The following is a 14,357-nucleotide window of genomic DNA, read 5'->3' on the forward strand; positions in this document are numbered from 1 at the left end:
GGAGAGCATGCCATCCGGAAACGAAACCGGCATATCCAAGAGGGTCGTGGGAGCGGTCATGGCCACGGGGATCATGTCCTTCTGCGGGGTGATCGTCGAGACGGCCATGAACATCACCTTCCCCACCCTGATGGACCAGTTCCACGTGGGGACGGGCAGCGTCCAATGGATGACCACCCTTTACCTCCTGGTTGTGGCCTCCGTCACCCCGCTCTCGGCCACCCTCAAACGGCGGTTCAGCAGCCGAACCCTCTTCCTGTGCTCCAACCTCCTCTTCCTCGCCGGACTGGTCATCGACGGCCTGGCACCCTGGTTCTGGATGCTCCTGGCGGGACGGGCCGTCCAGGGTCTGGGCACCAGCATCGCCCTCCCCCTCATGTACAACATCATCCTGGAGGAGGTTCCGCCGCGTCGCATCGGCACGATGATGGGCGTGGGAACCCTGATCACGGCCATAGGGCCGGCGGTCGGCCCCACCTTCGGAGGGCTGGTGGCGACCACCATAGGGTGGAGATACGTCTTCGCCATCCTCGTCCCCCTCCTGATCATCTCCCTGGTGCTCGGCCTGACCTGCATCCCCTCCAGGCCCGTGACAGGCAGGACCGCTTCCGTGAACCCTCTCGACCTTGTCCTGATCGTCCTCGGATTCTGCGGCATGATCTTCGGCATCAGCAACGCCCCGGCCGGGCCGTCGTCCTGGCGGTTCACGGGTGCTCTGGCGGCGGGCCTGTCCTGCCTGGTCTGGTTCACCTGGCGAGCTGCCCATGAGACCGGAGCCGTGATAGATGTCAGGCTCTTCACCGACGGCAGGTTCACCATGCAGGTCTGCGCCTTCATCCTCTTTGAAATCAGCGCCCTGGCCCTTTCATTCATCCTGCCGAATCATCTGCAACTGGTCAACGGGCTCACCGCCCTGCAAGCCGGACTGGTCGTCCTGCCGGGGGCTGCGGTTGGGGCCGTTCTGGCTCCACTGTCAGGCAGGCTGTATGACCAGCTCGGACCCGTCGTCCCGATCGTCAGCGGAAGCCTGATCTCCCTGTGCGGTCTGTTCGGGTTCGCCCTCTGCGGCCGCCACCTGTCCGTGACGCTGATACTGTGCCTCTACATCCTCTTCATGCTGGGCATCGGGTTGAGCTTCGGCAACATCATGACCAACGGCCTCCGTCGATTGACCGATGACCAGCAGGCGGACGGGAACGCCATATTCAATACGGTCCAGCAGTTCGCGGCCGCCGTCGGCAGCAGTCTGGCAGCCACTCTGGTGGCCGCCGGCCAGGCCACGACGAGCGACCGTCGATTGGGCACCATCGCCGGTTCCCGCAATGCCCTGCTCCTCCTTCTGGTACTGGGAACCCTGGAAGCCATCCTGGCCGCATGGGCGATACGGCGACACAGGGTTGAAACGGCCGGATGAACCTGCGGGTCGACCGATTGCGGCGCACGGGGCTCCCAGCGGGGCGCCACATCCCGGCGGCCGGAGGCTGGACGGGGCCGTCGTGGACTTCTCGACTATGCCACATCCCGGCGGCCGGGAGGGAACGACGAATACGGCCTCCAGGCAGGGTTCCCGACAGGGGCGCCATGCAAGAGGTGACACGGCCCCGTTCGAGGGGGTTGATAACCCCCCCCGTCTTGCCACATCTTGACTGCCGCCAGCCGGCACCCTATAATCCGAACCACCATCTTTCAACATGGAAAGTGGCTTCCGTATACAAGGAGGTGACGGATCGAGAGGGCACAAGCACCAATCCGGAATACAACTGCGGACAGGGCGTGTATCCAAATGATGTCATGCTGTCCTTGCGGACCATCACATACATGAGATTCTGAATCACCGACTTCACGAGGAGGGGGCCCGCATCACTCCTGAGGAATGTCGCTGCCGACGGTGTCGAATCAACGGAGAGGACGAAACGCATGATGCATCGTATCAGTCAACGAGTCAGGGCTTCCGTTTACATTCTGCTATCACTTGTCCTGATTGCCTCCGGCGCGGGTTGTTCCCGCTTGGATGCTTCGAGGAAAACCGTTGCACTCGACCAGATAGACATCTCCAAGGTGTACGCAGCTGCCTATCTGGTCCCGCAACGGGCCAGCGCCACCATTCCGGAAAACACCTACATGGCCTTTATCTATGCCGACGGATCCTACAGACTGGTCAAAACCAAGGATATGGAATACGGCAAGGTGTCTTGGACGCCAAAAGGCCTGTTCTTCGCCGACAAAGACAACGATTACTGGCTGGCAGAGGGGCAAAAGCCAAAAGTCGTACCCAGCCCCAAAGTCGACACGCAGGACACGCTTGGTGTGTTGCAAGACAACATAACCCATGTCGGAGTCTATAACGGGGGCTTCACCGAGGACGGGAAGGGATACAACGAGGACATCGTCCTTTTCGACGGTCAGAAAGCCGAAAAGCATCGCTTCCTGACGGACCACCCTGTTCCAAGCATCAGTGTTTGCGGAAGCTCCGTCTACGCCTATCAGCTTACCGACGATGGCGTCAATCTCAGCAGAGAGTTGATCCGCTTCTCATCTTTGATAGTTGACAATCACTATCACCCGAGAACGATAAGAACACGTGACAATATCCTGTCATCCGATAATGGCATCGTTCATAATGCCCCTTGCAGTAATGACAGCATCGTCTTTATCTCCGGCCAAGGAGGCAATTCTTCGACAATAAAACAGAAGCACAATGATCTGGATTATGATCTTCGCCGCTTTCTCACTGCCGAAGATACCGAAGGCGACAACTTTTCCTATGCAACCATAGAACAGTGGGATGCAAAAACAGGAAATCGTCGTGTCCTGCCCCTCGTCGACGAGGAGGCCAGACCGGTGCATTTCCAGGAAAACCAGATAGGATATTCACAGTATGATTCCCACTCACTGCACGGCGACCAGTTCTACTGGTGGTATGGGGACGGCGGCCTTTTGAGGACTGACGTCAACTCAGGAAAGACCGTCAGACTGAACAGAACCCATTACCAAAAGGACAATTGGTCCAGATCATGTTTCTGGGCCTCTTTCTCCGACAAAACCGTGGACGTCTGGTATCACCACATCAATGAACCCAACCGGGTGACGATCACCCGCCAGGATCTTGACACCGGCAAGACCATCAACACCATCGAGGTCAAGGGTCTGGAGAAAATCATCCACGGGGCCGGTGATTCCAACACCATCGACAGGAGCTTCGCCGTCAACCCCCGTGCAGAAAAGCTCATTTCAGGCCAGAAGGTGTGACATGGCCTCCGGCCTGTACTAAACTGGAGCAAAGCGAAGAAGCAGCAGGGGCGCACAACCGCAAGAGCATGGCGCACGAAGCCAGAGAGGGCCGACGCACGATGAAGAGCAAGACGAGGACAGACGAAGAGGGTCATTCCGCGAATGGGCGGACACGAAGGAATCATCGCGTGCGTATCGCCGGTTTTGCGGGCCTGGTCCTGATGCTCCTGGTCGGCCTGGCCTGGGCCGCCCTGGATTCCCTGTATCCAACGGACCATGGCCTGGGCGTGGTCAAGATGGACAAAATTAACATAGACCAGGTCTACGCCGTCACTTACCTGCAGGCCGACACCTATTCCCTCCTGCCACCCAACAAGTCGGGATATCTGGCCTTCATCTACCCCGATGGCACTTACAATCTGGTCAAAACAGAAGGAATCGGCAACACACTTGTCTCCTGGACCGACAAGGGCCTTTTCATCTCCGACAACAGCACCGCCACCTGGTTCAAGCCGGATGGCACGACACAGGCCACGCGTAAACCGACACCCGGCACACGGTCGCAGTTCGGACAGTATGCCTATGCCCCCCTGTCCGACGGAATCAGACACGTCAGCTTGAACGGCGGCGACTCCACCGACAACGGCAGGAGAGAGCAGGACATCGTCTACCTGGACAAGACCGGTGGGATCGGACGGCAGACCATCGAACGGCAGACCTTCGTCGCCGCCTCCAGCGAGCCATCCCTCTCCGCCTGCGGGGATTCGGCCTACGTCTTCGACATGCCCGAGACCAACAGTGACGACTCCAGGACCCCGGACAGGACCCGGATCAGCTCACTGGTCAAAGCCGGGTCCTTTCAGGCTGCGACGATCAAGGAAGTCGAGAACCCCCTCTCTCAGACCTCCATCGCGACACAGTCACCTCTTCCATGCTCCGGCGGAAAGATAATCTTCCTCGCCAATGAGGGCGGAAACGCCGACCAGGTGGGGAAGATGTCCAAACTGGGGCTGTCGCAAAAGGCCATTCAAACCCTGACCAAAGGCAAGAAGGGCGATGACTATGTAAGCCTGGTCGCCCTTGAGCAGTGGGACCCGCGAACGGGGGAACGCAAGGTCATCCCCCTGACCACCGAAGACGGTCAACCGATAGCACCCCGCGAGGGAGAGCGCACCGTCATGGATTCCACAGGCCTCTCCCTTCAAGGCCGGACCATGTACTGGCGTTATAAGGACGGTTCCCTCATGGCCACCGGCACAGGTGACGGGAGGACCAGGACCATCACACGGGATCAGAAGCTGAACGATCTGAACTCCATTAACAGCCTGACAACTTTCAACGACGGTTATGCCCACACCTGGTGGCTGTCCCCCGACAAGTCGGGAGACAAGGCCGATGCCGGCCACGTCGAACTGGCGAGAATCAACCTGTCCACCGGTTGGAAAGACAAGGTTCTTCCGGTATCCGGCCTGGGCAGGAACGTGTCGGGAAGACAGGCCTTCTCCTTCTTCATCGCGAAGGACATGATCATGAACCCCAAGGCCGACTCGATGATAATCGGCCCTGACACAACCACTCAACATGAGGTGAACCCTATGAGAACGACCGATTGGATCTGCATAATCGGGGCCCTGGTGGCCCTGGCCCTGGGAATCTGGATAGCCTTCCAACCGGTGACGTCACGTCGCCTGGTTGGAGCACTCTCGGGCATCATCGGACTGATGGGTCTGCTGACCGCCTTCAGCATCATCCCGGTCTATGGGGGTGTTCTGGGCGCCGTTTCCGGACTGCTTGCCCTGGCGGCAGGCTTCATGCCGGACAGGTCACACCCCGACCGGGACAGAGTGGAGGTGACGGGAGGCGGGGCCGGGACCGGCCCTGCCGCTGCCGATACCCCCGGCTCAGCGCAGGAACAGCTGTGATGAGGACGTTGGCACCCGATGGAAGGCCAACAATGACTTCAAGGTTCAAGGAGTAAACAATGCCTGTAAATTCACCGATCATGGCCTGGGTGGCCTCACTCGCCATCGTCTTCGCCGCCTGCCTCCTCCTATGGGTGGCCATAAACCCCCGTCTTCCCCGCCGCCTGTTGGGTGTCGTAGCCCTGGTGGTGGGCCTCATCTCACTGGTCTCGGTCTTCTCCCCGGATCCGGTGGGATCGGGGATCCTGGCCCTGACGACGGGCGTGCTGGGACTGGCCGCCGGTTTCCGCAAGGAGTGACAAAGGCTCCACGCCACAGCCCGCTCCTCCCGGTCCCCCGCTTTTCCACCTCCGCCGTATAGACTGGCAACGGTGGCCTGGCCCGAAGTTGCGACCGGCCCCATAGACAGGAACCAACGAGGTTAGGAAGAGACAAATGAGCGATAACAAGGTAGCTGTCGTCACCGGTTCGGCCAGGGGAATCGGGAGGGGTATAGCCCTCCAGCTGGCCCAGGACGGCTTCGACATCGTCGTTGCCGATCTGGAGGGCCAGAGGGAGTCGGCCGAGCAGACCGTGGCCGAGGTGGAGAAGATCGGCCGCCGGTCCTTCTTCCACCCCACCGATGTGTCAGACAGGGACCAGGTGTTCAACCTGGTCGATGAGGCCGCATCCAGGCTGGGCTCCTTCGATGTGATGGTCAACAACGCCGGCATCTGCCAGATCGTCCCCTTCACCGAGATCACCCCCGACCAGCTCGAACAGATTTCGAAGGTCAACATCTTCAGCGTGGTCTACGGCATCCAGGCCGCAGCGGCCAAGTTCCAGGAGCTGGGCAAGGAGCACGGCCACATCATCTCCGCATCGTCAATCGCAGGTTTCGAGGGCTTCCCGATCCTGGCCGCCTACTCGGCCACGAAGTTCGCCATCAGGGGCCTCACCCAGACGGCAGCCCAGGAGCTCTCGCCAAGGGGAATCACCGTGAACGCCTACGCCCCCGGCGTGGTGGACACCCCCATGTGGGGCTACATCGATGAGGAGATGGGCAAGCTCAACGGCAAACCCAAGGGGCAGAACCTTCAGGACATGAAGGACAGCATCGACCTGGGCCGTTTGGAGACCCCCGCGGACGTGGCCGGCGCCGTCTCATTCCTGGCCAGCGACAGGGCCAACTACGTGACCGGACAGACCCTGATCGTCGATGGCGGCATGCAGTACCGCTGACCCGTCAGTCACCGGCCCCGCCCCCATTGCCCCCTTCTCGATGAAGCAGGGCACTGGGGGCGGTGCTTTACCCCTATTCATGCAGGAGGAAATCCCAACCGCCCTGCCTGCCGGCCTCCTTGCCGGCCGCCACGATCAGCCCGTGGAACTCACACAGATCATCAAGACCGAACGAATCCAGGTCGATGAACCCCTCCTCGTGGCGGCGGGCCTGTTCGTAATCGCCCAGGTGGTCGTAGCCAAGCTCCCCCAGAAGACGGCGGGCGTATGTGTCCCAGATGAAGCACTTCTGGTCGAAGGCGTACAGACGGATGACATCGGCTGTTTCGGGTCCTATGCCAGGCAGGGAGATCAGCTGGTCCCTGAGACCGGGGTCGTCGCTGGCCTCGACATCGGCACCGGCCGTCCCCCTTCCCACCAACCAGGCAGACAAACCCAACAGGGCCCGGGCCTTGGCCTTCATGAAGCCGCTGTGGCGGATCAGATGCTGCAGACGGTCCGGCTCCACGCCGGCCATGGCTCCGGGGTTGAGCAGGTCTTCGGCCCGGAGCCGGTCAAGGGAAAGGCTCACGTTGCCCCAGGCGGTGTGCTGCACCAGAATGGACCCGACCATCATTTCGAAGTCGCTCTCGGCCGGCCACCAATCCTGCCTTCCGTAACGGCCCAGAAGTCGGTCGAAGAGCTCAAGGGCCCCCATCCGGCGGTCATGGTCTTTCCGATGGACCCCTGACGGGTCCGGTGACGAGACGGCCCCCCACCTCCTCGATGTCGGCTTCGACACGGTCCGCCCGGAGGCTCCCGTTGCAGGCATGGCCCTTGCCACACTTCCCCCTGTCGAAATCAGGTGCTCCACGGTATTTCAGCCTTCTGACCGCAGACCACAGGACCGTCCCTCCCCTGCAGGAACGGAAGGGCAGGCCGGGGAACGGGCTGCGACACCCGTTCCACACTCAACCTGCCCTTTTTACAGTCCCTTTTCCAGAAGCGGTCATTCCTGGCTCACAGCCGACCAATCCGACCGGTTGCGGACCAGGCCTGAATCTAACCGCAACCGGTCAGATACCGAAGGTTTCCTTTGCGATTTTCTCTATCGTATCGCCGCTGAGTTCGGCGGCATCGTTCTTGGTCTGATTGATTCTGCCGAAGAGGCGGTCCGCTTTGTCGTAATCCAGGGGCTTGCCCAACTCCTTGCTCAGATCCACCAGCTGATCGATGGTCTCCAACTTGCCCAACCTGTCTACCAGGGTCTTCTCATCCATAGCAACACCTCTGTTTCCGTAGGGTCCTTGTTGACACATCCATTCTAGTGCGGTCGCCACGGTTGGGGACAATCCGGGTGGCGCGCACAGCGGCGACTGCCGTCAGATCAGGTCGTAGGAGAAGCGCCTGATCCGTTCGAGGGTCTCTTGGCTCTCCTCCAGCCAGCTCATGCAGACCGGGTAGACATGCCCCAGAGAGACCCCCTTCGCCGGTCTCACGTCGTGCAGCTCGAAGACCTTACCCTGCCTGCTCAGAGCGAGCGCCAGGGCCAGACTGTTGTCCTGGATGAAGTCGTCGCTGCTGGTGTTCAGGAAGAGCGGCGGGAAATCCACCTGGCCTGCCATCCTGTCCAGATCGACATACCGCCTGGCCCCGGTGGCACCGAAGGACCTGAAGAACCAGGGGGACATGAAGGCCAGCGTATCCACAGGGGAACCGGTCCTGTCGAAGTCACCCTCGGTCAGGTCCACGTAACCGGTCAGATCGAACAGGCCCGATATGAAGGCCCCACCCGTGAAGTGCAGTCCGGAGGGTACGATCCCGATGGCCTGGGCGAAGTCTTGGGAACACTCGACAGCAAGTGTGTACAGGCCCAGGGTTCCCCCGGCCGAATCACCGGTGAGGAAGACCTTCCCCGGGTCCACGGGGTACTCACCCATATGGTCCCTTATCCAGGCCAGGGCCAGATTCACGTCCCTGAGCTGGTCCATGAAGTCCTTCCTTGGCGCCAGGCCATAGTTCAGCGAGAACACGGCGAAACCTTCCTTGGCCAGGTGGGTGCAGAAGTTCCGGTTTAGCTCCTTGTATCCATAGACGAAACCACCCCCGTGGATGTCGATGTAGACCGGGGTGGTCCTGCCGGCTCGGACGACCGACTCGTGAGGCAGGTAGAGGTCTAGGAGGTGGGGCCGTGACCCGTCATCCACATAGGGTATGTCGTTGATGCAGTCTATTCCCTCGGGCACCGACCAGTAGGGGCGGCGGGTGTTGTCCAACCTGGCCGTCCCCACCCTGGAGGAGACCGCCATCCGCTCGATCGCCGTGGGTTCCGGACCGATGTCCCCATCCACCTCGGTCCACTGGGAGAAGAGCCTGCGTTCCTCATCGCTCATTGTCATGTCATCCATGCTTCCGCCTTCATATGTCTGCCGGGAGCCGCCCACATCGGTGCCGCCCTGGGTCTCCACCATGGAGATCTCGCCGGCTCAGCCACTACCAGTCTATGACAGGAACCCCCCTCAGCCTCTCCACGCCCTGGGATGGCCGGAACGCACACAGGACCGGTCTCCTACAATGGTAGGAATACACAAACCGCCGCAGGCGGTCACGACGAAGGGATGGGTGGTCGACGATGACAATAGCGAGCTGTCTGGGGGTATCAGCCACGACCTTGGACCTGCCTGTGGGATCCGCCATACCTGCCGACAAGAGCCTCCTGCCCCTGGCGGCCTTCTATACCCGGCCGCCGGTGTCCACCAGACTCAAGCAGCACTTCATCAACGGAATCGAGTCCGTGACCATGCTCTCCCTCCTCCGACCCTCCACCACAGGTTTGGATGAGGGCAAGAAGATAAAGGAAGTCCTGGTCCTCGGGGTCCAGCTGAAGACCGGGAGTCTGCCCATGGATGCCTTGGAGCACATGGCCATGCTCCGTCCGCCCGGAATCCTCTTCGTCTGCGTCCGCCAGGCCGCCCTGGCCGGTGACCCCCAGGCCGAGGTGGCTCCCGACGGGACAACCGGTGACGGTACGGCCGGGGGAACCTGCTGCCTGGTCGTCAGACGGCCCCTGCCCACCAAGGTGGGGCACGAGGCCCGTCATGCCATGTATTCCAGCCCCTGGTCCCCCTCCGACAAGACCAGGCTGACCATGTCCGGCAACGACATGGACGGACTGTGGGAGAGTCTGAACGCCCAGGTGATCCTTGGCAGCGATGACCCGGAGGACCTTGACGCCCGCGTGGCCAACCGCGACCACATAGCCGACCTGCAAGCCCAGGAGCGCAAGCTGGCGGGGGACCATGCCAGGGCCAGATCCACCGCTCAACGGAACGAGATATACGCCAAACTCCACAAGGTGAGAACAGAGCTGGAGGGTCTCGGGGGGCAGGCCGAATGACCCTGGCCGACGTTCACAAGGAGGCAGGAGGTGGCGTACCCCAGGGCGTCAGGCAGGGATGCCGCACGGGGTGGCAAAAGCAGACGGCAGACAGCAGATGGCCAGACAGCAGATAGCAGACGGCAGACAGCAGATGGCCAGACAGCAGACGGCAGACGGCAGACGGCAGACGGCTCGGTGAGGGCAGGACGGGGCCGCGAACGCCTTTCTGAGGACGACAGGTCCTGCGGCTTCGATTCTGGGCTGGACATGAAAGGGCCGGCCCCGTTCGGGGGCCGGCCCTGAATCCGGCTATCGGCCGTCAGGTCGTGGATCAGTCGAATTCGGTGATGACGGAGCGGATGACCTCGCCCCTGATCAGCTGCTGATAGGCCTCGTTGATCTGGCTCAGCTTGATGTGCTGGCTGACGATGTCATGCATGTTCAGCCTGCCGTCCACGGCGAAGTCCGCATACATGGGGATGTCATGCTTGATGTTGGTCGACCCCATCCAGACCCCCTTGAAGGCACGCTGATGGACGAGGAGGTCGGCCGGATTGATCTCGAGGCTGACCGTGGCATCCGGCTTGGCCAGTCCGATGCAGTAGGCGGTGCCGCCCACGCCCAGCATGTCCCAGGCCTGCTTCATGGTCGAGGTCAGCCCGATGGCCTCGAAGGCCTGGTCCACTCCCCCGTCGGTCAACTGCCTGACCTTGGCGACCGGATCCTCGTTCTTGGAGTTGATCACATCAGTGGCGCCGAACTTCTTCGCAAACTCAAGCTTGCTGTCGAACACATCGATGGCGATGATCCTCTTGGCCCCGCAGATCCTTGCCCCGGAGATGATGTTCAGACCGATGCCGCCGGTGCCGATGACCGCTACGGTGTCGCCGGGACGCACATGGGCCGTGTTGATGACAGCCCCGGCTCCGGTGATGGTGGCGCAGCCGATGCAGGCCGCCTCGGACCAGTCCACCTGATTGTTGACGACGGCCAGCTGGTTCTCATGGATCAGCGCCTTCTCGGCGAAACCGCCGGTGCCGAAGGCCTGGGTGATGGGACGGCCATCAGGGAAGGAGAGGCGGGGCTTCTGTCCCGGGGCACGCACGCACTCCTGCTGCTGCGTGCAGGATTGCGGCTGCCCCTTAAGGCAGTTGGCGCAATGCCCGCAGACCTGCTCCAGGGAGGCCACCACGTGGTCACCCACCTTGATCCCCGACACCTCGGGCCCCACGGCCTCTACTATGCCGGCCACCTCATGGCCTATGACAGCCGGGAAGGGGAAGAACTTATCGTCATCCTCAACCAGATGGAGGTCTGAATGGCACAGGCCGGAAGCCTGGACGTCGACAAGGACCTCCGCACCGATGGGGTCGTCGATGACGATCTCCTCAGGCTGGGCGAAGCCCTTGCCTATTCCATAAGCCACCGAGGCCTTGATTTTCTGAGGCATGCGCAGTCTCCTTCATACAGTCGCGTCGTCTTTGCACGCACACGCGAACAACCGTCGGATGAACAATATCTGCAACATCCGGTGGGCTGCGCCCAGGTGATCGGTGAAACCGCCGGCCCCTGCGCTGCAGCCCCTCACGAGAGTCAGTATAAGCGGCCCGAAAAGCCGGGAGGGGCAATGAAACCGATTTGTTAGCAAGCTCAGCGTTTCGCAATCATCAATGAACAGGAAATGTTAGGCAAATGCAAGGATGGTCACACGAACGTACAAAGATTCCTGCCTCCCCTCCCCGCCTGCCGCCTGCTGCATCCCGCTGGATACGGGGTCCCGACCCGCACGCCCGGCCGTTCAGACCCCGCCCTCGTCCCCTGGAGATAGAATCGTCGCCATGTGTGGAAGATTCGCCGCAGCCCTTGATTACAGCCAGTTGGCAGCCAGGTTCCACGCCCGGCCTGCCCAGGGGCTTCCGGCCGCCTCCTGGAACATATCCCCAGGCAGCCAGATCGCCATCATCGCCCAAGATGCGAGAGGGGTCCGCCACTTGAACCCGGCCACATGGAACCTGGTACCCACCTGGTCGCCGACCGACCGCATGGACTATCCGACCCACAACGCCCGTGTGGAAACGGCTACAGACAAACGGACTTACTCAGAGGCGGCCCGGTCCCACCGGGCCATCATCCCGGCCACCGGCTACTACGAGTGGGATGGGGATCACAGACCTTTTTACTTCTCATCACCCGAGGGCGGCCCCCTCCTCCTGGCCGGACTATACAGCTGGTGGAGGGCCGATGAGGGGTCAGCCTGGAAACTGACGGCGACCATACTGACCACCCGGGCCGAAGGAGGCGCCGCCCGGGTGCATGACCGGATGCCGGTCCTTTTGGATGACGACCTCTGCGACGATTGGTTGGACCCTCAAGTGGACGGCGGGACGATCCTCCCCCGGGCCGCCGGCGCGGGGGCCCGCTTGTCAACCCGCCTGTCCATGCGCCAGGTGGCCCCTGTCAAGGGCGACGGCCCCGATCTGATCGAACCGATCGCACTCAGATACTGAAGCCCAGCTCCTGAGAGGCTTCCGTCGGGACCGGGTCGAAGGCCCAGTACTCGCTCAGGTTCTCGTCGGAGGACAGGCTGCGGATTTCGGCCTTGTCGATGTAGACCTCCCCCGACAGGTGGTCCGTCTCATGCTGGAAGATGCGTGCAGGCCAGCCGTGCATGACCTCCTCGTGCCGCTTGCCGGAGACGTCCTGCCAGGTTGCCTTGATGTCCAGCCAACGCCTGCGGACCGCCTGATACCCCTCGAAGGAGAGGCAGCCCTCATAGAAGGAGGCCTGGGTCTGGCTCACGGGTTCATAGGAAGGGTTGATGATGGCCCTAAAGGGAAGCTCGGCTATCTCACGGGGGTCGTCCTCATCGTCCCTGATATGGTCCTCGATGACGGCCAGGCGCAGGCCCAGGCCGATCTGCGGGGCCGCCAGCCCCACCCCCGGGGCATCCAGCATGGTCCGGTGCATGCACTCGACCAAGCGGTTGAGGGTCTTCTTGGACAGCTGTCCCTTGTAGTCGGCCGCCGGCTGGCGCAGGACGGGCTCACCCATCTGGACGATGGGGAGGATGCCGTCCCCTCCCACCTCGGACAGCATCCGGTCGATCTCCCGGCTCAGCTCCACATCGACCTTGTCCTTGCTTGCAAACATCGCACACTCCTGAATTCTCCGTGGCCCCGAGGGGCCTGATTGATCAGCCGCCGGTACAAGGCGGCCGGGGGTCGGCCGGGCACCGTCGAAATCAGATGGACAACTCGTCCGCAACCACCTGGGCCAGGCGGCGGCAGACCTGGTCTGCCTCCTCCTGGGTTGCGGCCTCGACCATCACCCTGACCAGGGGTTCCGTTCCGGAGGGCCGCAGGAGGACCCTGCCCGTGTCTCCAAGGGCGGCCTCCTCCCGTTCCACCGCGGCCTGGATCTTGGCGTTGGTCCTGGCTGCTGCCTTGTCCACGTGGGGGACGTTGATCAACTGCTGCGGCAGCTGGGGGAAGTCCGCCGCCAGCTCCTTGAGGCTCTTGCCCGAACGGACCACCTCCTTGGACAGGGTGAGGGCGGTCAGGGTCCCGTCGCCGGTGGTGGCGAACTCACGATTGATCACGTGCCCGGACTGCTCCCCGCCTAGGGTGTAGCCCCCTCGCAGCATCTCCTCCAGGACGTACCGGTCGCCCACGGCGGTCTGGACCGTGGCTATGCCCATCTCCCTCAGGGCCAGTTTCAAGCCCAGGTTGCTCATGACGGTGACAACCAGTGTGTCGTTGGCCAGTTTGCCTTCTCGCTGCTTGGCCCGGGCCAGGATGCCCATGATCTGGTCCCCGTTGACCATGTTGCCCTCTTCATCCACGGCCAGGCAGCGGTCGGCGTCCCCGTCGAAGGCCACCCCCATGACCGCATCGGTGGCCCTGACCATGGCCTGAAGCTGTTCCGGGTGCGTGGATCCGGCTTTCTTGTTGATGTTGTAACCGTCAGGCGATGCATTGATGACCACCACGTCGGCCCCGGCCCTCCGCAGGGCCTCGGGAGCCACAACGGAGGTGGCCCCGTTGGCGCAGTCGGCCACGATCTTCAGGCCCTTGAGGGGCATGGGTTGGGTCTTGTCGGGAGCCACAGGGGCCACGGCCTCGACCAGGTGGTCTATGTACATGTTGGTGGCAGTGGCGGAATCCTGGGAGATCCGGCCCACGCCGTCACCGGTTGGCCGGTCCCAGTCCTGCCCGAGGACGTTCTCGATCTCGTCCTCCTTGCTGTCCTGGAGCTTGAAGCCGCCCCTGGCGAAGAACTTGATTCCGTTGTCTGGCATGGGGTTGTGGGAGGCGGAGATCACCGCCCCCATCTCCACGTTGAGGACCCCGGTCAGGTAGGCGATGCCGGGGGTGGGGATGATGCCTGCATCGATCACGTCGAATCCGCCCGCGCTCATGCCGGCGGCCAGGGCCGAGGCGAGGAAGTCGCCGGAAACCCTGGTGTCGCGACCGACCAGGGCCCTCCTGCGACCCTTGTCACCCTGGGATCCCTGCCCGAGCACGCGCACGGCCGCATCGCCCAGATCCAGGGCCAGCCGGGCGGTCAGATCCCTGTTGGCCAACCCACGCACACCATCGGTACCGAATAGTCTTGGCATTCCGCTC

13 protein-coding genes are annotated in these 14,357 nt (G+C 62.2%); 7 read left to right on the plus strand and 6 right to left on the minus strand.

Going from position 1 to position 14,357, the window contains the following annotated elements; genetic code table 11:
• The first annotated feature begins 7 nt into the window (after positions 1–7).
• The 5 genes from V6584_RS05760 to V6584_RS05780 all read left to right on the plus strand — a co-directional run bounded on the left by V6584_RS05760 (position 8) and on the right by V6584_RS05780 (position 6,374).
• Positions 8–1,414, plus strand: coding sequence for an MFS transporter (locus tag V6584_RS05760; protein WP_340469527.1), 1,407 nt, complete (start codon positions 8–10; stop codon positions 1,412–1,414).
• Between the two features lie 503 nt (positions 1,415–1,917).
• The gene (locus V6584_RS05765) at positions 1,918–3,249 is read left to right on the plus strand and encodes a hypothetical protein (RefSeq protein ID WP_340469528.1); all 1,332 of its coding nucleotides are present in this window, start codon (positions 1,918–1,920) and stop codon (positions 3,247–3,249) included.
• 170 nt (positions 3,250–3,419) lie between these two features.
• On the plus strand, positions 3,420–5,153 hold the full coding sequence (locus V6584_RS05770; RefSeq protein ID WP_340469529.1) for a DUF308 domain-containing protein: 1,734 nt from the start codon (positions 3,420–3,422) through the stop codon (positions 5,151–5,153).
• Positions 5,154–5,212: 59 nt separating this feature from the next.
• Entirely contained in the window at positions 5,213–5,452 is a 240-nt protein-coding gene (locus tag V6584_RS05775; RefSeq protein ID WP_340469530.1) for a hypothetical protein, read from the plus strand.
• Positions 5,453–5,588: 136 nt separating this feature from the next.
• Positions 5,589–6,374: an acetoin reductase gene (locus V6584_RS05780; RefSeq protein WP_340469531.1), complete on the plus strand. Its 786-nt coding sequence runs from the start codon at positions 5,589–5,591 to the stop codon at positions 6,372–6,374.
• A 73-nt stretch (positions 6,375–6,447) separates the two neighbouring features.
• On the opposite strand, the gene V6584_RS05785 is transcribed toward V6584_RS05780, so the two are convergent.
• The 3 genes from V6584_RS05785 to V6584_RS05795 all read right to left on the minus strand — a co-directional run bounded on the left by V6584_RS05785 (position 6,448) and on the right by V6584_RS05795 (position 8,761).
• Positions 6,448–7,071: an endonuclease III domain-containing protein gene (locus V6584_RS05785; RefSeq protein ID WP_340486258.1), complete on the minus strand. Its 624-nt coding sequence runs from the start codon at positions 7,069–7,071 to the stop codon at positions 6,448–6,450.
• 358 nt (positions 7,072–7,429) lie between these two features.
• Positions 7,430–7,633 carry a hypothetical protein gene (locus V6584_RS05790; protein WP_340469533.1) on the minus strand — a complete coding sequence of 68 codons (204 nt, stop codon included), beginning with the start codon at positions 7,631–7,633 and terminating at the stop codon, positions 7,430–7,432.
• A 102-nt stretch (positions 7,634–7,735) separates the two neighbouring features.
• Positions 7,736–8,761 (minus strand): alpha/beta hydrolase, encoded by a 1,026-nt coding sequence (locus tag V6584_RS05795; RefSeq protein ID WP_340469534.1) that lies wholly within the window; start codon positions 8,759–8,761, stop codon positions 7,736–7,738.
• A 224-nt stretch (positions 8,762–8,985) separates the two neighbouring features.
• Between V6584_RS05795 and V6584_RS05800 the strand changes: the two genes are divergently transcribed.
• A complete protein-coding gene (locus tag V6584_RS05800) occupies positions 8,986–9,750 on the plus strand; it encodes a DUF4391 domain-containing protein (protein ID WP_340469535.1) in 765 nt (254 codons plus the stop codon).
• Positions 9,751–10,063: 313 nt separating this feature from the next.
• Here V6584_RS05800 and V6584_RS05805 read toward each other — a convergent pair whose 3' ends face one another.
• Complete coding sequence (locus V6584_RS05805; protein WP_340469536.1) at positions 10,064–11,182, minus strand: zinc-binding dehydrogenase; 1,119 nt, start codon at positions 11,180–11,182, stop codon at positions 10,064–10,066.
• Positions 11,183–11,570: 388 nt separating this feature from the next.
• On the opposite strand from V6584_RS05805, the gene V6584_RS05810 reads away from it, so the two are divergent.
• A complete protein-coding gene (locus tag V6584_RS05810; protein ID WP_340469537.1) occupies positions 11,571–12,239 on the plus strand; it encodes an SOS response-associated peptidase in 669 nt (222 codons plus the stop codon).
• Here the strand turns inward: V6584_RS05810 and V6584_RS05815 are convergent.
• A complete protein-coding gene (locus tag V6584_RS05815) occupies positions 12,229–12,882 on the minus strand; it encodes a peptide deformylase (RefSeq protein WP_340469538.1) in 654 nt (217 codons plus the stop codon). The genes V6584_RS05810 and V6584_RS05815 overlap by 11 nt on opposite strands.
• Before the next feature lie 91 nt (positions 12,883–12,973).
• On the minus strand, positions 12,974–14,350 hold the full coding sequence (gene glmM / locus V6584_RS05820; RefSeq protein ID WP_340469539.1) for a phosphoglucosamine mutase: 1,377 nt from the start codon (positions 14,348–14,350) through the stop codon (positions 12,974–12,976).
• Positions 14,351–14,357: the final 7 nt, after the last annotated feature.

This window comes from Bifidobacterium favimelis (assembly GCF_037963085.1).
GTDB classification, from domain to species: Bacteria; Actinomycetota; Actinomycetes; order Actinomycetales; family Bifidobacteriaceae; genus Bombiscardovia; species Bombiscardovia favimelis.

Coding starts and splice junctions, on each gene's coding strand:
- V6584_RS05760 (WP_340469527.1), top strand. CDS start 8: ATGCCATCCGGAAACGAAACCGGCATATCCAAGAGGGTCGTGGGAGCG.
- V6584_RS05765 (WP_340469528.1), top strand. CDS start 1,918: ATGATGCATCGTATCAGTCAACGAGTCAGGGCTTCCGTTTACATTCTG.
- V6584_RS05775 (WP_340469530.1), top strand. CDS start 5,213: ATGCCTGTAAATTCACCGATCATGGCCTGGGTGGCCTCACTCGCCATC.
- V6584_RS05780 (WP_340469531.1), top strand. CDS start 5,589: ATGAGCGATAACAAGGTAGCTGTCGTCACCGGTTCGGCCAGGGGAATC.
- V6584_RS05785 (WP_340486258.1), bottom strand. CDS start 7,071: ATGGGGGCCCTTGAGCTCTTCGACCGACTTCTGGGCCGTTACGGAAGG.
- V6584_RS05790 (WP_340469533.1), bottom strand. CDS start 7,633: ATGGATGAGAAGACCCTGGTAGACAGGTTGGGCAAGTTGGAGACCATC.
- V6584_RS05795 (WP_340469534.1), bottom strand. CDS start 8,761: ATGGATGACATGACAATGAGCGATGAGGAACGCAGGCTCTTCTCCCAG.
- V6584_RS05800 (WP_340469535.1), top strand. CDS start 8,986: ATGACAATAGCGAGCTGTCTGGGGGTATCAGCCACGACCTTGGACCTG.
- V6584_RS05805 (WP_340469536.1), bottom strand. CDS start 11,182: ATGCCTCAGAAAATCAAGGCCTCGGTGGCTTATGGAATAGGCAAGGGC.
- V6584_RS05810 (WP_340469537.1), top strand. CDS start 11,571: ATGTGTGGAAGATTCGCCGCAGCCCTTGATTACAGCCAGTTGGCAGCC.
- V6584_RS05815 (WP_340469538.1), bottom strand. CDS start 12,882: ATGTTTGCAAGCAAGGACAAGGTCGATGTGGAGCTGAGCCGGGAGATC.
- glmM (WP_340469539.1), bottom strand. CDS start 14,350: ATGCCAAGACTATTCGGTACCGATGGTGTGCGTGGGTTGGCCAACAGG.